The organism is Bradyrhizobium sp. WSM4872, assembly GCF_055811715.1.
In genome coordinates this window covers 412,255-431,881 of sequence record NZ_JBVVPT010000001.1, presented here as the reverse complement: position 1 = coordinate 431,881, position 19,627 = coordinate 412,255, and the positions used below count along the sequence as shown (strand labels likewise).

Sequence of the window (19,627 nt, the reverse complement as noted above, 5' to 3'; positions counted from 1 at the left end):
CAGGGCCGTCACGTGCTTCCCTCCTGGAGTACGTGCGCCTCGCCGTTCGTTCCGAGGCCGGCCGCATCGCGTTTCGCCGCGTCGCCTGTCGCCGCGGAATGATCGGCGGCAAGCAGAATGTAGAACGCCGGCACCACGAACAGGGTGAACAGCGTCCCAATCGACAGTCCGGAGGCGATCACCAGCCCCATGTTGAAGCGCGACGCTGCGCCGGCACCGGATGCGGTGATCAGCGGCATGACGCCGATCACCATCGCCGCCGTCGTCATCAGGATCGGGCGCAGCCGGATGGAGGTGGCTTCGATGACCGCATCGCGCTTGGAGCGGCCGGCATGCTGCAGCTCGTTGGCGAACTCGACGATGAGAATGCCGTGCTTGCTGATCAGTCCCATCAGCGTCACGAGGCCGACCTCGGTGTAGATGTTCAGGCTCGCGCCCTTGATGCCCAGCATGATGAAGATCAGGGCGCCCGCGATCGACATCGGCACCGAGACCAGGATGATGAGGGGATCGCGGAAGCTTTCGAACTGCGCCGACAGCGCCAGAAAGATGATGATCAGGGCAAATCCGAAGGTGGCGGCGAAGCCGGATGATTCCTGGATGAACTGGCGCGACTGTCCGCCGTAGTCGATGCTGTAGCCTTTGGGCAGGGTTCGGTCGGCGATCTCCTTCAGCGTTGCGAGCGCTTCGCCGGTAATCACGCCCGGCATGGCCACGCCGGAGATAGTGGCGGCATTGACCTGCTGGAAATGGTTCAGGGATTGCGGAACCGTGGTCGTTTTCAGCGACGCCACCGTCGAGAGCGGAACGGACGTGCCGTCGGAGGTCTTGATGTAGTAGTTCAGCACCTGATCGGCGTTCAGTCGCTGGCGTTGCTCAACCTGCGGGATCACCTTGTAGGAGCGACCGTCCAGGCCGAAATAGTTGACATACCCGCCGCCCAGCATGTTGCCGAGGGCACCGCCGACATCGCTGAGCTTCAGTCCGAGCTGTGCGGTCTTTTCCCGATCGATCAGCACTGTGGTTTGCGGCTGGTCCACCTTCAAGTCGTTGTCGAGGAAGATGAACTTGCCGGTCTTCAGGGCCTCGGCGGTGAACGCTTTGGCGATGCCGTCAATCCGCTCGAAGGGGTCGGTGGTCTGGATCACGAACTGGATCGGGAGGCCGCTCGCGCCTGGCAGCGGCGGCAGTTGGAACGCCACGATCTTGGCTCCGGCGACCCCGGCCATCTCCTGTTGCAGCACCGGCTGCAGTTCCGCCGCGGTCTTGTCGCGCTTGTCCCAGGGCTTCAGCACCCAGCCTGCAATCGAGCTGCCGACGAGATCGAGCTGAAACACGCCGGCGGTTTCAGCATAGGCGGAAATGCGGCGGTAGACCTCGGCCGAATACAGCAGCTTCTGCTGCAGCGTTGCGGTCGGCGCCAGCGTCGACTGCATCAGGATCGCGCCCTGATCCTCCTCCGGCGCCAGCTCGTTCTTGGCGTTGATGTAGAGCCAGTAGATGCTGCTCAGGACCAGGGCCGCGAACACGACCGTGACCGGGATCGTCGTCAGGCTGCCGGCGAGCAGGCGCCGGTATCGATGCTGCAACGTCTCCATCCGGGCATCGATGAAGGCGACGATGCGATCGTCGAGCGTCGGCTTGCCGCTCGTCGGCGGCTTGAGGATGTAGGCGCAGCACATCGGCGTCAGCGTCAGCGCGACGACGGCCGACACCGCGACTGCGCCGGCAAGGGTAAAAGCGAACTCGGTGAAGAGCGCTCCGGTCAGGCCGCCCTGGAATCCGATCGGCACGTAGACCGCGATCAGCACCACGGTCATGGCCACGATCGGACCGGCAAGCTCGCGCGCGGCGGCGATCGCGGCCTGCAACGGCTTCGCGCCCTCCGCCAGATGCCGATTGACGTTCTCGACCACGATGATGGCGTCGTCGACCACAAGCCCGATCGCGAGCACCAGCGCGAGCAGCGTCAGCAGGTTGATCGAGAAACCGAGCGCCAGCAGCAGGGTGAAGGTGCCGACCAGCGAGAGCGGAATTGCGATCACCGGAATCAGCACCGAGCGCCACGAGCCGAGGAACAGGAAGACGACCACGGTGACGATCAGAAGTGCTTCGATCAGGGTATGAATCACCTCGTCGATCGAGCTGTTCACGAATTCGGTGGAGTCATAGATGATCTCGGACTTCAGCCCCTCCGGCTGCTGCGCCCTGATATCGGGATAGACCGCGCGGATGCCCTTGATGACGTCGAGCAAGTTGGCGTTCGGCGCCACCTGGATGCCGATATAGACCGCCCGCTTGCCGTTGAAGCCGACCGACGAGTCGTAATCTTCGGAGCCCAGGGTGACGTTGGCTACGTCCGACAGCTTGACGTTGGAGGCGCCGGCCTGCTTCACGACCAGGTCGCGAAACTCCTGCAGCGACTTCAGGTTGGTCGCGGCCGTCAGGTTGACCTGCACCATTTGGCCCTTGGTGGTGCCGAGCCCGGCGATGTAATCGTTGCCGGACAGCGCGGTCGAGACGTCCGATGCGGTCAGCCCGTAGGCCGCAAGCTTGATCGGATCGAGCCAGGCCCGCAGCGCGAAGGTCTTGTTGCCGAGCAATTCCGCGGTCTGCACACCCGACACCGCCTGCAGTTTCGGCTGCACCACCCGGATCAGGTAGTCGGTGATCTGGTTCGGCGCCAGCAGGTCGCTGCTGAAGCCGAGATACATGGCGTCGATGGTCTGACCGACCTTGACCGTCAGCACCGGCTGTTGCGCGCCGCTCGGAAGCTGATTGAGCACCGAGTTCACCTTGGTGTTGATCTCGGTCAGCGCCTTGCCGGAGTCGAAGTTCAGCCGCAGATTGACCGTGATTGTCGAGGTGCTCGACTGGCTGTTCGACGTCATGTAGTCGATGCCGTTGGCCTGCGCGATGGCGTTCTCCAGCGGCGTGGTGATGAAGCCGGCGACGATCGCAGGATCCGCGCCGTAATACGTCGTCGTCACGGTGACGATCGCATTCTGGGTCCGCGGATATTGCAGGATCGGCAGCGAAGTCATCGACTTGAGACCCAGCACCAGGATCATCAGGCTGACGACGATCGCAAGCACCGGCCGACGAATGAAGAGGTCGGTAAAGGACACGTTCTCGCTCCTCACTGATCGGCGGGTGCCGGACTAGGATCGTTCGCCACGGCAATGGAGTTGTCGACCTTCAGCAGGGTGCCATTGCGCAGCTTGATCTGGCCGGCGGTGACGACGGTCGCGCCCTGGTCGAGACCCGAGATCACCGCCACTTGATCGCCGCGGGCGGCGCCGGTTTTGACGAAGGTCTGGCGGGCGACCAGCCCCTGCTTGCCCGCGTCCTCACTCTTGACTGCGAGGTACACGGAATCTCCGTAGGTGTTGTAGACGATGGCGGTCTGCGGCAGCGTGACGTAGCTCGCGGCTTGGCCGATGTTGAGGTCGATCCGCGCGAACATGCCGGGCAGGAGCTTGCGATCCGCATTGTCGAAGATCGCACGGACCTGAACGTTGCGGCTGGCTTGATCGACCTTGGAATTGAACGCCTGCACGACGCCCTTGAAGGTGCGCCCGGGAAACGCGTCCATGCGCGCAACGACCTGCTGGCCAACCTTGACCTGATCGACCGCCTGCTGCGGCAGCGTGAAGTCGACAAAGAGGCGGTCGAGCGCCTGCAACGTGACGATGGCGGTGCCCGCGGTGAGATATTGGCCGACGTCGACCTGACGCACGCCGAGCCGCCCCGCAAACGGTGCCTTCAGGGTCTTTTGATCGAGCAGCGCCTGCTGCTGCGCCACCAGTGCCAAAGCGTTGCGCTCGTTCACGAGATCACTGTCGACCGTGGCCTGGCTGACCGCACTGATCTTCAACTGACCCTGATCGCGCCGCAACGTGATGGCGGAGCCGTCAGCGGTGGCCTGCAGGGATTGCAGCTTGGCGATGTCATCCTCTTTGCGCAAATCGAGCAACACGTCACCCGCGGCGACATCCGTGCCCGACTCGAAGTGCACGCTGTCCACGATGCCGGACTGCTGGAGCGAGAGATCGGCACCGTTCACCGCGCGGAACGTGCCGATGGCGGTCAGGGCCGACTGCCAGTCGCTGAGCACCGCAGTGGTGGTCGACACCGTCTGCGGCGGATCGGCGAGGGCAGCCATGGCTTGCCTGATCATGCCGGCGCGGAAATTGACGAACCAAGCCAACGCGGCGAACACCGCACCGACGACACACAGCATGATCATCATGCGCTTCAACATGGCTTCGGACTCTCGGATCAGTTGGCTGGTGGGGTCGGCTGTGCCGGCAGGGCGCCTGCGGGAACGAATATTGCGGCGATGCCTGCGGACTTTGCCTCGGCCGCCGGAGTTTCATCGACACGATTCCACCAGCCGCCGCCCAGCGATTGGTACAGCGCCACGGTGTCGGCATAGCGCGAGGCCTGCGCCTTCACGCGGTTGATCCGTGCCGTCAGCAGCGTCTGTTCGGCGTTGATGACGGAGATGAAGGTGGTGGAGCCGGCCTTGAATTGGGCTTGGGACATCTTCAGGCTTTCGGCGGAGGCCCTTTCCGCCTCGAACTGAGCCTTCAGCAGATCGGCATCCGATTGGATCGCGCGGAGCGCGTCGGCGACATTCTGGAACGCGGTGATCACGGTCGAGCGATACTTTGCGCCGCTCTGCTCCAAAGCTGCGACCTTGGACTCCTTGGTGTGGAACAGGGCACCGGCATCGAAGATGGGGCCCGTCACACTCGCCGCCACGCTCCAGGCTGCCGATTGCGGACCATAGAGTCCCGACAGCGCCACCGCGGAGCTGCCACCCGAGGCCGACAGCGTCACGTTTGGGAGCATGTTGGCTGTGGCGACACCAACATTCGCGCTGGCCTGATGAACCTGACTTTCGGCGGCACGAACGTCCGGGCGCTGCCGCACCAGCAATGACGGTACGCTGACCGGCAGATCGCGCGGCAAGCGCAGATTTGCCAGCGGCACCGCCTCGCCCCTGTCCTGGCTCGGCAGCCGGCCGAGATAAGCCATCAGCTGGTTGCGATTTTGCGCGCGGGATTTCTGCAGCGGCGGCAGCGTCGCAATCGTCTGCGCCAGTTGGGCCTTCTGAGTCAGGACATCGCTGTTGGCGACGGCGCCGAGGGCAAACTGCTGGTCGAGCAACGCGACCAGCTGACGCTGACCGTCGATCTGCTCCTGGGTCACCCGAATTTGCGCCGCGTAGGACGCATCGCTGATCGCGGTCGTCACGACGTTTGCGGTCAATGTCAGGTAGGTCGCCTCGAGCTGGAAGCGCTGATAGTCCGCATTGGCAAGATCCGCCTCGATGCCCCGCGCCTTGCCGCCGAAGATGTCCGGCGTGAAGGAAACCGGGACCGAAGTCTTGTAGAGGGTGTACAGAGACGATGGCCCGGCTTGTCCGGATTGTGCCAGCGGTACTTCGTTGCGTGTCACGCTGCTGTCCCCGGTGATGGACGGCAGCAGCGCGCTGGTATCTGCCGCGGCAACTTCGCGGGCCTGGCGCAGCGCAGCCTGCGCCGCTGAGAGGTCGGGATGGTTGTCGATCGCTTCCCGGACGAAGGCTTCGATCTGACGCGAGCGGAACACCTGCCACCACACCGCGGGCACATCGGCGCCGTACGAGAACCGTTGCGCCATGCCGCCGGGGCCGTCCGCGCTTTGCGTCGCGGGCAGTCGGCCCGCCGTGTAACCGCTCACCGCTGGGGCGGCCGGGGACTCGAAATCGGGGCCTACCGCGCAGCCGCCAAGGGAAAGGGCAGCCTGAATGAGCGGTAGTAAAGTACCTGTTTGGAGCAATGTTCTCGCCGACATCCGCCGCCTTATTAAACTGAACCGTTTAGTACTTGACCGGCCCTGCCCGGATTGTCAACAGTACTGAACTGTTTAGTTTTATTGCAGCATCAAACATTTTGATGTACGCGGAGTCCCCAGGATCAGGTTGTTTGTTCTTTCAACTCGTTGATGCGGCGTCATTCTGCGCGCTGGCGGCAGCGACACCGATTCGTGACCCGACGGAGTGCCATCATTGATCGAAACGATCGCCCATCCCGCTGCTGAGCAGCCGAGCGCGCCGGCGGGCCGCAAGATGGAAACTGTCATTCGCGCGGCTTGGCAGCTGTTTCTCGACCACGGCTTTTCCGCAACCAGCATGGACGCCATCGCGAAGGCCGCCGGCGTGTCGAAAGCAACGCTCTATGCGTATTTCCCTAGCAAGGAAGCCTTGTTCGCCTCGTTGATCGTGGCGGAATGCGACAGCCTGCAACACGACCTGCCGATGCCCAAACTGTCGGCCGGACTCTCCGAGGCGCTGAGGGAGTTCGCCAGGCAATACGTCCGCACCTTCATCGACCGGAAAGACGTCGCCTTCGTCCGCATCATCGCCAATGAAAGCGGACGCTTTCCCGTGCTCGCGCGGCTGTTCTATGAAAGCGGACCCGAAGCGACGATCCGGCGGCTCTCTCATTTTCTCGAAGAGGCGAGGGCGGCGAAGCTGCTGGAATTTGACGAGCCGATCGCAGCCGCCAGACAATTCCTGAGCCTGATCCGCGGCGAGCTGCCGCTGCTGATCGTGCTGGGTCTCAACGAGCTCACGGAAGGAATGATCGAGCAGGAGATCGAGGCGGGACTCAATCTCTTCCTGAAAGCGTGTCAGCCTCGCGGCTGAAATTCTCACGCATATCGCATGAAGGAAGAGGCCAGCTCTAGCCTGCGCTGAGACGCACACCGGCGCGCAGGAACTTCTGCGGATCGACCGCTTCGCCGTCGATGCGGGTCTCGTAATGCAGATGCGGGCCGGTCGAACGTCCGGTCGAGCCGACGAGACCAACGACCTGGCCGATCTTGACGATCTCGCCGACCCGGACATTGATCTCGGAGAGATGGCCGTAGCGCGTCGCAAGGCCATTGCCGTGATCGACCTCGATCATGCGGCCGTAGCCGCCGGACCAGCCGGCCGAGACGACCTTGCCGTTGGCGGTGACGCGAACGGGATCGCCGCTCGCGGCGCGGAAGTCGAGCCCGGTGTGCATCGCGGGCCGGCCCAGGAACGGATCGCTGCGCACGCCGAAGCCGGAGGTGAACTCGACCTCGCCGATGACGGGCTTGCGATACGGCACGAGTGCGAGCGTGCGATTGAGCCGGTCCATCTCGGCGCGGGTGCTGTTGATGCGATAGAGCTGCTTCTCGAACGGCCCCGAACTGGCCGTGAGCTTAACGGGTACGAAAGGCCCGCCCATCGCCGTGCGCGGCACGGCGGCTTCGAGATTTGCGAGGTTCAGGCCGAGATCGCTGACGACGCCGCGCATCCGGCGCATGCGTGAATCCATGCCTTCCTCGACGGCGTTGAGCGCGGCCATCTGGCGACGCTCGACCTGGTCAAGCGAGGTCGTGAGCCGAACGACGACGTTGTCGAACCCTTGATTCTTGGCGAATTGATTGACGGGCGGAGCTGCAAGGCTCGGCGCGCGCGATTCGAGCCGCGCTTCGCGATCCGGCGGCGCCACGAAGATGACGGTGTCGCTGATCGGCGAGGGCTTTGGCGTGCCCTGCGTCGTCTGGCTGGCATCGCCACGCTGCGGGGTGGACCGGGAAATCGATCCGGTCACGTCTGGCATGGACCCGAGCGCCGTGGCACGGGACTCCAGCGCCGTCTGGCGCTTCATGATCTGGTCGAGCTTCTGGTCGAACTGCTCCTGGTCGAGCAATTGCCGGCTGGTGGTGCGGTCGACCTTGGCGCGCAGCTCGGCGATGCGGTCCTCATAGGCGTATTGCATCTCGGCCTGCCGGGCGATCAGTCGGGTGAGGACGTCGTCGCGGAAGGCGAAATAGGTGGCGGTTGCGGCCGACCAGAGCCCGAGCAACACGACCGTGCCGACCACGATCCAGAACACCACAGGCCCCAAGCGAACCTGCTTGCCGTGATGCACGATGGTGTAGGCGTCGTCGGTGTCCGGAAGGGGGAGCGCGGTTGCCACCGCGGCAGCACGGCGATGAAAGGCTCGACCGTGGTCGTGGGGGTGATGTTGGGGGTACTGCGAGAATTGGGCAGAACTTTTCAACATCGGCACTCCCGCGCCGGTCGGATGAGTCCGTACGGCCTAATTGCCGCGGCAATCTGGGCCAGTCATGGTTAATTTTCCGGAAACGGAACCGTTTGAATTTAAATGATTGGTTAAAGGCTCCTTGCGGCCTCCAGCACCTCGTCGGCGTGGCCGTCGACCCGGACATTGCGCCAGATCCGGGCGATCTTGCCGTCGGTGCCAAGCAGCATCGTGGTACGAAGAACTCCGAGGAAGCTCTTGCCATACATGGACTTTTCGCCCCAGGCGCCGTAGGCCTGCAGCATCTCGTGTGTCTCGTCCGAGATGAGGGGCACGCCGAGACCGTGCTTGTCGCGGAATTTGTCCTGAGCCTTGACTGGATCGGCGGAGATACCAAGCACGGCGGTGCCAGCCGTGGCGAAGGCGCCGGTCAGCCGGGTGAAATCGATGGCCTCCCTCGTGCAGCCCGGCGTGTCGGCGCGGGGATAGAAGAACAGGACCAGCTTCTGGCCGGCATAATCCGACAGCGCGACGACACCGCCACCGTCGCGGGGCAGGCGGAAGGCGGGAGCCTTCTGACCCTCGGCCAGGCCGGCCTTCGCCGCCGTTTCGGGCGTGGAAGCCGATTTGGAAGAATTTAACCGTTTCGATGCGGCCTTATGCGATGCTGTCTTTGCTATGGTCCGAGTTGATTTGCTCGCCGGTGTCCGCTGTGTTTTCGCGGGCTTAGTTTGAGTCGCAGCCCGCGCTTTCACGGGCTTCTTTTTAGCCGTCGGCCTGCCGGAGGGCGTTTTGGACGATTCCTTTTGGGATTTCTTGGACATACGCCTTCCTTTCGTCGCTTTCGGCGGGTCAACCAAAGCGGTATTGCAGCCCTTTTCCGCTATGCCGGAATCGTGCCCTCGGCGGGGCGAGTCTGACGACGCCGGAGTCTGGTTACAAGGAATTCCACGCACCACCCCACTGCTCGTTGAACGCGCTCCCGGGGCGACATGACGAACAGAAGGAATATTCGAGGTATGGCGGCAATGCCGGGGCAGGAAGCTTCGCTTCCTGTCGATGGCTGCAGCCCCGGCGGCGCTCAATCCTACGACGGGCGCTTGTATCGAGAGGCAATGGCAAGGAATACGTCGCCCCAGGATTACAATCGGGATTTAGATCGGCGCGGCAGCCAACCAGAGCAGCAGCAATGGGACGACGCCGATTGGGATCCGGATCAGGAAGCGGCGGCGGGCTATCGCGCGCGCCGGCTGTTGTCGCGTTCCAATTCGGGCTTCCATCGATTCACTGACGGGTTTGGTCCGTTGCGCCGCTGGCTGGGCGGTGGTCGCTGGCTGAAGCGCGTGGCCGTGGTCGCCGGTGCCCTGATCGTCATCTTCGTCGGCTGTTTCGGCGCGCTGTGGTGGCGGCTCGGCGCCGGTCCCATCAATCTCGACATTGCGACGCCGTGGCTCGCGGCCGCGATCGAGGACAATATCGGTCACGGCAACACCGTGGAGGTCGGCGGCACGCAGATCGAGCGGGCCGGGCGGATCCGCATCGCCGTGCGTATCCGTGACATCGTGGTGCGCGACCACGATCATGTCATTGTCGCCACCGCACCGAAGGCCGAGGTGAAGCTGTCGGGGGCGGGCCTGCTGATGGGGCATCTGCGCGCCGAAAGCCTCAACCTCGTCGATGCCGAGCTCGCGATCCGGATCGCGCCTGACGGCACCGTCACGGTGTCGGCTGGCGACACCGCAAAGCCGCTCGCGACTGGCGTCGCCTCCAAGAAGGATGCGGGGCTGCCGCCGACTTTCCCGCGCAACGGTGTCCCGCCGCCGCCATTCGCAACCGAGCCTGCGACCCCCGATGCATCGCAAGCCGCGACCCAGCCCACGGCCCCGACCGGCATTCTTCAGGGCCTCGACTGGCTCGACAGTCTGAGCATGACCGGCCTCGACGGCCAGAACCTCAACGAGATCGGCCTGAAGAACGGCAATCTGATCGTCGACGATCAGCAGCGCGGCAGCAAATGGACATTCGAGAATATCACGCTCAGCCTGCGCCGTCCGAGCCGTGGCGGCGTCGCGCTTAGCCTCGGCGAGGAGGGCGCGCGTCCGTGGTCGCTGCGTGCCACGATCGGCCCCACCGAGAACGGCGTGCGCTCGGTCGATATCCGCGCCGACAAGGTCTCGACCGCCAACATCCTGCTGGCGCTGCGGGTCAAGGACCTCACCTACACCGCCGACCTGCCGCTGACCGGCGAGCTCAAGGGCGAGCTCGGCCGCGACGGCGTGCCGACCTTTTTTCGCGGCAAGATCGCGGTGGGCGCGGGCAATATCATCGACACCGATACGCCCGACTTTCCGATGGCGATCGACTCGGCCGAGATCAATGTCGAGTGGGACGCCAATCGGCGGGTGCTGGTCGCTCCCTTCAAGGTCCTCTCGGGCGCGAACCGCCTGACGCTTCTGGCTCATGTCGAGCCGCCCAACGGCACCGTCAATGACTGGCAGCTCGGTTTCAGCGGCGGTTCGATCCTGCTCGGCGGCATCGACAACGAGCCGCCGCTGGTCTTCAACCGTATTGCGATCGGCTTCCGCTTCGACACCGACCACAAGAGGCTGCTGTTGACCCAGGCCGATATCTCCAACGGAGAGATCGGCGTCGCCGGCACCGGGGCCATCGACTATTCGGGCGAGCCGCGGCTGACATTGGGTTTTGCGGGAACGCCGATGTCGGCCTCCGCGCTCAAGCGGATGTGGCCGACGCTTGTCGTTCCCGAGTTGCGCGAATGGGTGATCGAGCGGATCGAGCGTGGAACGCTCCAGCGCATCGAGATCGGCGTTAACTCGCCGACGAAGAATCTTCCGCGCAAGGGCCCACCCATTCCCGATGACGGCCTGTCGGTCAATATCGTGGCGAGCGGTGTCACGGTTCGGCCCGTCGATGGCCTGCCGGTAGTGCACGATGCCGATTTGAAAGCGCGCGTGACCGGCCGCACCGCCACCGTGAATATCGGGCAGGGCATCGCCGATACGCCAGCGGGCCGCAAGATCACGATTTCCGACTTCGTCTTCGAGGTGCCCGATATGGCGCCCAAGCCGTCGCCGTCGCGGACCAGGTTCCGTGTCGAAGGCCCGGTGCCTGCGGCCGCCGAAATGCTTTCCAATGATCGCCTGAGCGATCTGTCGTCGACCGTCATCGATCCCAATACCAGCAAGGGGACGTTCTCGGCGAACGTCCAGCTTGGGTTGCCGGTCAAGGGCGAGCTGACCAAAGCCGATACCACCTACAGCGTTACCGCCGATCTCAACGGTTTTGGTGCCGACAAGCTGGTGATGAACCAGAAGCTGGAGGCCAACAACCTCAAGATCGTCGCGAGCAACCAGGGCTATCAAGTCAAGGGCGACGTCAAGATCAACGGGCAGGCGGCCTCGCTCGACTACCGCAAGCCGGCCGAGGGCGATGCGGACGTCAAATTGCAGGCCACGCTGGATGATGCGAGCCGCGCGCGCCTCGGGTTCGATCTGGGCCCCGCCGTCAGCGGATCGGTGCCGATCAAGCTGTCCGGCAAGATCGCCGGGGGTCCCGACCAGACGACGAAGCTCGGCATCGAGGCCGACCTGACCTCGGTCAAGCTCGACAACATCCTGCCCGGCTGGGTCAAGCTGCCGGGCAGAGCGGGCAAGGCCAGCTTCAAGGTGGTGCCGACAGCGCAGTCGACACGTCTGGAGGACATCGTCATCGAAGGCGGCGGCGCTGCGATCAAGGGGTCGCTCGAGGTCGATCCGAACGGCGACCTCATGAACGCGAACTTCCCGACCTACGCGCCGTCCGACGGCGACAAGGCCTCGCTGAAGGTGGAGCGCAGCCAGGATGGCGTGCTGAAGGGCACGATGCGCGGCGACGTATTCGACGGCCGCGGCTTCCTGAAATCGGCGATCTCAGGCAGTTCCAAGGACGATGCCAAGAGCAAGACGAAGAACCTCGATTTCGACATGGACGTGAAGCTCGGCGCCGTCATGGGTTTCAACGGCGAGGCGATGCGCAGCGTCGAGGCCAAGATGTCGCGGCGCAATGGTGCGGTCAAAGCCTTCACGCTGAGCGGCAGGATCGGAAAAGACACGCCCGTGGCCGCCGATTTGCGCGGCGGCCGCGCCCAGGGCAACCGCGAGGTCATCTATCTCCAGACCAGCGATGCCGGCAACTTCCTGCGCTTCACAGACACCACCAACAAGGTCTTCGGCGGCCAGATGGTGGTGGCCATGGAGCCGCCGACGTCGGAGCCTACGACACGGGAAGGTCTGATCAACGTGCGCGACTTCTCGGTCAAGGGAATGGATCAACTCGATCGCGTCGCGGCGGGCGCTCCCAACGGTGCGCAGAGCGGCGTCGCCTTCACGGCGTTGCGCGCGGAGTTCACGCGGCAGAACGGCGCGCTCACGATCCGCGACGGCGTGGTCAAGGGGCCGATGATCGGTGCCACCATCGAGGGCTCAATCGACTTCCCCGGCAATCAGGTCTGCATGAGCGGCACCTTCGTGCCGATGTATGGCGTCAACAACATCTTCGGCCAGATCCCGTTGTTCGGCATCTTCCTCGGCGGCGGCAACAATGAAGGATTGATCGGGGTGACCTACGAGGTCGTCGGCACGCCGGCCGCGCCCGTGATGCGCGTCAATCCGATTTCGGCGATGGCGCCCGGTCTGTTCCGCAAGATCTTCGAATTCAACACCGGCAAACAGAACTCGCCGTTCGAGGAATTCCCGTCGCAGTCGAGCGATGGCTCGACCGGGCCGACGCGCCAGCTATCGAGCGGCTGCACCCTCGCGCGGCGATAGGGGCGAGGCGACTTCGTCATGCCCGGGCTTTCCCGGGCGTCCACGAATTTTGTTTCCATAAGCGCGCAGAACGTGGATGGCCGGGACAAGCCCGGCCATGACGACGTGCTGGCTTTGGTGCGGCCTACGCCGCGCGCACGCCGGCCAGGAAGGTCCCGACTTCGCCGGAGAGCTGCTCGGCCTGCTTGGAGAGGTTCGAGGCCGCGGCGAGCACCATGCCTGCGGCATTGCCGGTCTCGTTCGCTGCCGTGCTGACGCCCCCGATATTGGTGGTGACCTCCTGGGTGGCCTCGGCCGTCTGCGAGACGCTGCGGGCGATCTCGGCGGTGGCGGCGCCTTGCTCCTCGATCGCAGCGCCGATCGAGGTAGCGATCCGGCTGACCTCCTCGATGGTGGCGGTAATGCCGCCGATGGCGTCCACCGCTTCCTTGGTCGCGCCCTGGATCTGCGCGATCTTGTCGCCGATCTCGCGGGTGGCTTCCGCCGTCTGGCTCGCCAGCGACTTCACCTCCGAAGCGACGACGGCAAAGCCGCGGCCGGCTTCACCGGCACGTGCGGCCTCGATGGTGGCGTTGAGCGCGAGCAGATTGGTCTGCGCCGCGATGCTGGAAATCAGCTCGGCGACGTGCTCGATCTGCTGGGCGCCGTCGGAGAGGGCGCGCACGATGGTGTCGGTGCGGCGTGCGCTATCCACGGCGCGGCCGGTGACCACGGCGGACTGCGCGACCTGTCGGCTGATCTCGGTGATGGAGGAGGAGAGCTCCTCGGCGGCGGCCGCGACCGTCTGGACGCGCTGGCTGGCTTCGGTGGCGGCCGAGCCGACGACGGCGGCGCGGCGGTTGGTGCCTTCAGCGGTCGACGACATCGACTTGGCGGTGACCTCCAGCTCGCCGGAGCCCGAGGCCATCAGGCCGACGAGCTGGCCGACGGAGGCATCGAACCGGTCGGCAAGCGAGATCAGCGCGTCACGCTTCTCCTGTTCGCTGCGGGCCTTGGTGGCGACCTGCTCGGCCTCCAGCTTGCGCGCCGTCAAGGCGGTCTGCCTGAGCACTTCGAGGGTCTCGGCCATGCGGCCGATCTCGTCGCCGCGACCGGTCTCCTCGACCGGGGCGTCGATGGCGCCTTCGGAAATGGCCTGCATGCGGTTCTTCTGGCGGTCGAGCGCGCCGAGCACGTCGCGGGCAATCAGCCAGGACAGTGTCGCCATCAGCAGCATCAGGCCGATGCCGATCGCCCCCAATTCCAGCGTCAAGGCTCGCACGTCGGCGTCGATGTCGTCGACATAGAGGCCGTAGCTGATCGTCGCGTTCCAGGGCGCGAATTTGCGCGCGAACACGGTCTTGCGGACCGGCTCCGTCTGGCCGGGGCGGGGATAGAGATAGGAGGTTACGCCGCCCTGTGCGGTCTCAGCGCCGGCCTTGATAATGGCGTCGGCGATCAGGACGCCATTGGAGTCCTTCGCACCGGTGATCTTGCCTTCGAGCTGCTGGTTGGCGCCGTTGACGATGAGGGACGTATCGGCGTTATAGACTACCGGATAGCCTTGGCCGCCATTGAAGCTCATGCGGCGGCCGCGCTGGTGGAACTGGACCTTCGCTTCGGCCTGCGTCAGCTTGCCGGCGCCGACCTCCTCTTCGAGTGATTGGGCGAGGTTGTGGAGCATATCGACCGCGGTCCGCATCTGCTGGACGCGGTCCTCCAGCATGCGGCTCTTGCTGAGCACGGACGACACCCCGATGATGGCCGTGACCGTGAGTGCCGAAAGACAGACCATGCTGGCGAGCTTGGTGCGGATCTTGAGGTGGCTCAGCAGCTTCATCACGGCCTCGACGGAATGGTTATTGTTGCTCGCGTCGGTAGCATGAAATTCTTACCAATCATGAATGGACGCGTGCGACGGCTGCCGCGCAAGCGGCGTCCGCGAGCCGCATGCGCAAACATCCATGCGGAAAAGCGCCGTGTCGGCGCATGGCAAGTCAACTGGGAGAAAGATTGTGTGGGTCTTTAGTCCCGACCGAATCCGGTGGGAGCGGACATGAACCGATTCGTCCACCGCCTCATCATGTCGATGCTGCTGGTCGCGGTCCTCGTCCTGGTCTGGAACGTGCTGGGCTCGCGCTGAGATGGCACCCGTAAATGTACTGGTGCCATCCCTTTATTCACGAATCAATTGCTGACGCCTCAGCGCCGCGCGAACGCGCCGCCGGTTGTGCCGCTAGTCCTTGCCCATCGCCGCATCGGCGCTGACCGAGCCGCCGCCGGCTGCCGAGAGGTAGAGGCAGGCGAAGCAGAACAGGATCGCCGCGGTGCCACCATTGAGCAGCGGCAGGAACACCGGCGTCTCGCCCTTGAACATGTGGCCCATGAAATAGGCGAAGGCCATCTCACCCGAGAGGATGAACGCCGCGAGGCGGGTGAACAGGCCGATCATCAGCAGCGCGCCAAGCACGAGCTCAAGCGTACCGGCTGCGTAGATGATCGGCGGGATGTTTGCGAAGTAGGGAAGCACCGGAAATTTGAAAAGCTTGGCGATGCCGTACTGGAGCAACAGGAGTCCAGTGATGAAGCGAAACAGGCTCAAGAGAACCGGTTGAAAGCGAACGAGATAGGGAAAGTTCATTGGTTTGTGCCCTCCATCCAATGCTTGCGACTAGCCGCATTCAGTTCTGCCCTGCAAGCCACCCAAGGGCAATTTGCGCTGACATTTTTGTCATGTCGGACAAAACACCGCAGCCGGGACTTTCAGCCTCGCGCGATGCACATTTTTTTGCAGCTATTCGCGTCGTGCCCATCCGTAATTTCCCGGTGACGCGAATGTCCGCAGGTTACCTTCAGGAGACCTAGCGCCGCAAAGCGGGCACGACCAGGAACGGGATCATCCCGAGCACCACGCTCGCAAGCGCGAAGGCGAGCAGCGCGTTGTAGCCATGGGTCGCGTCATGGATCAGGCCGCCGCTCCAGGAGCCGAAAGCCGAGCCGAGCCCGCTGCCGATCGAGATGGTGCCGTAGATGGTGCCGACGCGCTTGCCCCCGAAGATCTTCATCGCGGTCGCCGTGATCAGCGGTCCACGTGAGCCCATCATGCTGCCGAAGCAGACCACGAATCCGGTGAGCAGGAGGAGATTGGCGGAGTATTGCAACAGCCACAGCAGGAAGATGCCGAGGATCGAGATCGCGTAGCTGAGCAGCACCGATGGCCGGCGTCCGATCAGGCCGTCGAGCGCTGACACCCCTAACATGCCGAACACCAGCACGACGCCGGAGAAGCCCCAGGCCGTCGCGGCCTGCAGCGGCGGAAAGCCGGCATCGATCAGATAGGCCACGATCTGGGCGGCGATCGCGTACATGCCAACCGCGGTGAAGAAGAAGGTCGAGAACAGCGCCCAGAAGGCGTGATGGCGCATCGCGCTCGGAAGGGTCCAGCCGTGATCGACGAAATCCGGATCGGTCTTCTTCGCGATATGCGGCGAGCCCGAGGCGAACAGCCGCCATGGCAGCAGCATGAGCGGCACCAGCAGGCCGAGCGCGGCGAAGCCGAACAGCTGGTAGGTTTCGCGCCAGCCGAGATGATCGATCAAAAGCTGCGAGGCCGGCAGCAGCGCCAGCACGCCGCCCCCCATGGCCGAGTACACCACCGCCATGGCGGTCGGCAGCTTGGGGCCGAACCAGCGGCCGAGCAGGATCGAGTTCGGCACATTGCCGATGAAGGCGACGCCGATCCCGACGCAGAGTCCGATCGAGAGCTGGAATTGCCAGAGTGACTGCGCGTGGCTTGCGATCAGGAAGGCCGAGCCGAGCAGCAAAAGGCCCAGTGCATAGACGATGCGCGGTCCGGAATGATCGAACAGGCGCCCGACCAACGGCGCCATCAGTCCGCTGACGAGCCAGGTTAGCGAATAGATCGAGACCACCTGGGCTCGATCCCACCCAAAGTTTTCCGAGATCGGCTTCAGGAAGACCGTGAAGCTTTCGCTGAGGCCGCGGCCGAGCACGGCGAGTGTGAAGCAGAGCGCGAGCACCACCAGTGCGGTGCGAACGACGCCCTGCGGCGTCGCCGTGACGCGATCCCTGGTCGCTTGCTTGGACTGTTCCTCTAGCGTGTTCTGGTCCATTGCCGATCAGGGAGCGCGCTTCAGCGCGCCCTGACAAGCAGCGAAAAGCTCATACGCCTATGCAGGCCTGAGGAGGATGTGCTTCTTCTTGCCGAACGACAGCTTGACCACGCCTTCCGGCGTCAGGTCGGCTGCCGACAACGCCATCTTCTCGTCAGTGACGGGCTCGTCATTGACGCGTAGGCCGCCGCCCTTGATCTGGCGCCGTGCTTCGCCATTGGAGGCAACGAGGCCCGCCTTGACGAAGGCATTGAGCACGCCGAGGCCGGCGTCGAACTCGCCGCGCGGAATTTCCACGGTCGGCAGGCTCTCGGCCAGCGCGCCTTCCTCGAAGGTGCGGCGCGCGGTCTCGGCCGCCTCGTTCGCGGCATCGCGGCCATGCAGCAGCGCGGTCGCTTCGGTGGCGAGCACCTTCTTGGCCTCGTTGATCTCGGAGCCTCCGAGCGCCTCGAGCTTCCTGATCTCGCTCATCGGCAGCGTCGTGAACAGCTTGAGGAATTTGCCGACGTCGGCATCCTCGGTGTTGCGCCAGTACTGCCAGAAATCATACGGCGAGAACTGGTCGGCGTTGAGCCAGACTGCGCCTTGCGCGGTCTTGCCCATCTTGGCCCCCGAGGCCGTCGTCAGCAAGGGCGTTGTCAGCGCGTACAGTTGATGGGTGCCCATGCGGCGGCCGAGATCGACGCCCATGATGATATTGCCCCACTGGTCGGAGCCGCCCATCTGCAAGTTGCAGCCGGTCCGCCTGGCGAGCTCGACATAGTCGTAAGCCTGGCAGATCATGTAGTTGAACTCGATGAAGCTCATCTCCTGCTCGCGCTCGAGGCGTAGGCGCACTGAGTCCATGGTCAGCATGCGGTTGACCGAGAAGTGCCGGCCGACGTCGCGCAGCATCTCGATGTAGTTGAGCTGTGTCAGCCACTCGGCATTGTCGAGCATGATGGCGTCGCTCTTGCCGTCGCCATAACGCAGCACTTTTGCGAACACGCCGCGGATCGATTCCTTGTTCGCCTCGATCTCGGCGACGGAACGGATCGCGCGCGTCTCGTCCTTGCCGGAGGGATCGCCGACCATGGTGGTGCCGCCGCCCATCAGCGTGATCGGCTTGTTGCCGGAGTCCTGCAGCCAGTGCAGCATCATCATGGTCAGGTAATTGCCGATGTGCAGCGAGCGGGCGGTGCAATCGTAGCCGACGTAACCGGTCACCTCACCCTTGGTGGCGAGTGCGTCCAGCCCCTCGAAATCGGAGCACTGGTGGATGAATCCACGTTCCTGCAGCGTGTTGAGGAAATCCGATTTGAATGCAGTCATTTGTCGGCGCGCCTGACAATTCTTGGTTTACTGTTTCGGGAGCAATTTAAGGGTCTTCCGTGGGAACTCGGTTGCTGCCCGCCACTTTGGCCTGTGGCATTATAAGATGTGTCCCTCTGGCACAAGATCGGCATGCCGGAAGGGTCTCTTGAGGACGCTGATCCATGATGCTGACGGCAATCGGTTTGATGAGCGGCACCTCGCTGGACGGGGTGGATGTCGCGCTGATCGAAACCGACGGAAAGCAGGTGAAGGCATTCGGGCCCTCCGGCTACCGGCCCTATAGCCCGGCGGAGCGCAACCTGCTGCGCCAGGCGCTGAGCGAGGCGGTGCACCTGCCGCAGCGCGATGCCCGGCCGGGGATTTTGGCCGAGGCCGAGCGCGCGGTGACCCAGGCGCATGCTGAGGCGGTTGCCGCCTTTGTCGCCCAGAACCGGATGAGGCCGGAAGACATCGACATCGTCGGCTTCCACGGCCAGACCGTGCTGCACCGCCCCGAGAAGAGACTGACGGTGCAGATCGGGGACGCGCTGACGCTGGCCAGGGCGATCCATATCCCCGTGATGCATGATTTCCGTGCCGCCGACGTCGAGGCCGGCGGGCAGGGCGCGCCGTTGGTGCCGGTCTATCATCGGGCGCTCGCCCAGTCGCTGGAGCGCGAAGGGCCGATCGTCGTGGTCAATATCGGCGGCGTCTCCAACATCACCTACATCGACGGCAGCGATGCGCTGATCGCCTGCGACACCGGTCCGGGCAACGCGCTGCTCGACGATTTCATGTACCGCACCATGAATCAGGCGTTCGACGCGGACGGAAAGTTCGCAGCCCTCGGCAAGGCGGACGAAGCCTGGATCGCGCGGGCGCTGCAGTTGCCATTCTTCGCGAGCCCGCCGCCGAAATCGCTCGACCGCAACGATTTCGCCGCACTGAAGCTCGGCGAGGTGCAGCCGGCCGACGGGGCCGCGACTCTGACCGCCTTCACCGCAGCGGCCATCGCCCGCATCATCCCGCTGCTGCCACGCAGGCCGCGAAGCTGGATCGTCTGCGGCGGCGGTGCCCGCAACCGGACCATGCTCCAGATGCTGCGGGAGCGCGTCGGGTCCGCCACCGTTGAGGCGGCGGAGACAGTCGGCTGGGCCTCCGACGCCATCGAGGCGCAGGCCTTCGGCTTCCTGGCCGCGCGCGGCCTGAAGGGCCTGCCGCTGTCGTATCCCGCGACCACGGGCGTGCCGATGCCGATGACGGGCGGGGTGATCGCGCGGCCTTGAGGTAATCCTGAGATCGATGGCAGTTGATGCAAATGCAT

The 19,627-nt window shown here is 64.3% G+C and carries 12 protein-coding genes; 3 read left to right on the top strand and 9 right to left on the bottom strand.

Translation table 11 applies throughout. The features are described from left to right. Nucleotides 1–8 precede the first annotated feature (8 nt). Genes AC0L3C_RS02115 through AC0L3C_RS02105 form a run of 3 tightly spaced genes read right to left on the bottom strand, consistent with a single transcriptional unit; the run spans nucleotide 9 to nucleotide 5,844 of the window. On the bottom strand, nucleotides 9–3,128 hold the full coding sequence (locus AC0L3C_RS02115) for an efflux RND transporter permease subunit (RefSeq protein ID WP_473407022.1): 3,120 nt from the start codon (nucleotides 3,126–3,128) through the stop codon (nucleotides 9–11). An 11-nt stretch (nucleotides 3,129–3,139) separates the two neighbouring features. Next, the gene (locus AC0L3C_RS02110) at nucleotides 3,140–4,264 is read right to left on the bottom strand and encodes an efflux RND transporter periplasmic adaptor subunit (protein WP_473407021.1); all 1,125 of its coding nucleotides are present in this window, start codon (nucleotides 4,262–4,264) and stop codon (nucleotides 3,140–3,142) included. Between the two features lie 17 nt (nucleotides 4,265–4,281). Then, nucleotides 4,282–5,844 carry an efflux transporter outer membrane subunit gene (locus AC0L3C_RS02105; RefSeq protein WP_473407020.1) on the bottom strand — a complete coding sequence of 521 codons (1,563 nt, stop codon included), beginning with the start codon at nucleotides 5,842–5,844 and terminating at the stop codon, nucleotides 4,282–4,284. Between the two features lie 214 nt (nucleotides 5,845–6,058). Here AC0L3C_RS02105 and AC0L3C_RS02100 point away from each other — a divergent pair, with 214 nt between their 5' ends. After that, on the top strand, nucleotides 6,059–6,697 hold the full coding sequence (locus AC0L3C_RS02100) for a TetR/AcrR family transcriptional regulator (protein WP_473407019.1): 639 nt from the start codon (nucleotides 6,059–6,061) through the stop codon (nucleotides 6,695–6,697). 37 nt (nucleotides 6,698–6,734) lie between these two features. On the opposite strand, the gene AC0L3C_RS02095 is transcribed toward AC0L3C_RS02100, so the two are convergent. Next, nucleotides 6,735–8,093 (bottom strand): M23 family metallopeptidase, encoded by a 1,359-nt coding sequence (locus AC0L3C_RS02095; protein WP_473407018.1) that lies wholly within the window; start codon nucleotides 8,091–8,093, stop codon nucleotides 6,735–6,737. A 110-nt stretch (nucleotides 8,094–8,203) separates the two neighbouring features. Then, nucleotides 8,204–8,896: a peroxiredoxin gene (locus AC0L3C_RS02090; protein ID WP_473407104.1), complete on the bottom strand. Its 693-nt coding sequence runs from the start codon at nucleotides 8,894–8,896 to the stop codon at nucleotides 8,204–8,206. A 204-nt stretch (nucleotides 8,897–9,100) separates the two neighbouring features. Here AC0L3C_RS02090 and AC0L3C_RS02085 point away from each other — a divergent pair, with 204 nt between their 5' ends. After that, on the top strand, nucleotides 9,101–12,898 hold the full coding sequence (locus tag AC0L3C_RS02085) for a YhdP family protein (RefSeq protein ID WP_473407103.1): 3,798 nt from the start codon (nucleotides 9,101–9,103) through the stop codon (nucleotides 12,896–12,898). Nucleotides 12,899–13,022: 124 nt separating this feature from the next. On the opposite strand, the gene AC0L3C_RS02080 is transcribed toward AC0L3C_RS02085, so the two are convergent. From AC0L3C_RS02080 to tyrS, 4 genes are all read right to left on the bottom strand, one after another. Continuing rightward, on the bottom strand, nucleotides 13,023–14,717 hold the full coding sequence (locus tag AC0L3C_RS02080) for a methyl-accepting chemotaxis protein (protein ID WP_473278047.1): 1,695 nt from the start codon (nucleotides 14,715–14,717) through the stop codon (nucleotides 13,023–13,025). A gap of 396 nt (nucleotides 14,718–15,113) precedes the next feature. Beyond that, the gene (locus AC0L3C_RS02075; RefSeq protein ID WP_007609771.1) at nucleotides 15,114–15,518 is read right to left on the bottom strand and encodes a DoxX family protein; all 405 of its coding nucleotides are present in this window, start codon (nucleotides 15,516–15,518) and stop codon (nucleotides 15,114–15,116) included. A gap of 220 nt (nucleotides 15,519–15,738) precedes the next feature. Further along, nucleotides 15,739–17,010: an MFS transporter gene (locus AC0L3C_RS02070; RefSeq protein WP_473256957.1), complete on the bottom strand. Its 1,272-nt coding sequence runs from the start codon at nucleotides 17,008–17,010 to the stop codon at nucleotides 15,739–15,741. A gap of 57 nt (nucleotides 17,011–17,067) precedes the next feature. Beyond that, the gene (gene tyrS / locus AC0L3C_RS02065) at nucleotides 17,068–18,321 is read right to left on the bottom strand and encodes a tyrosine--tRNA ligase (protein WP_473407017.1); all 1,254 of its coding nucleotides are present in this window, start codon (nucleotides 18,319–18,321) and stop codon (nucleotides 17,068–17,070) included. Between the two features lie 164 nt (nucleotides 18,322–18,485). Here tyrS and AC0L3C_RS02060 point away from each other — a divergent pair, with 164 nt between their 5' ends. Further along, entirely contained in the window at nucleotides 18,486–19,589 is a 1,104-nt protein-coding gene (locus AC0L3C_RS02060) for an anhydro-N-acetylmuramic acid kinase (RefSeq protein WP_473407016.1), read from the top strand. The last annotated feature ends 38 nt before the right edge of the window (nucleotides 19,590–19,627 follow it).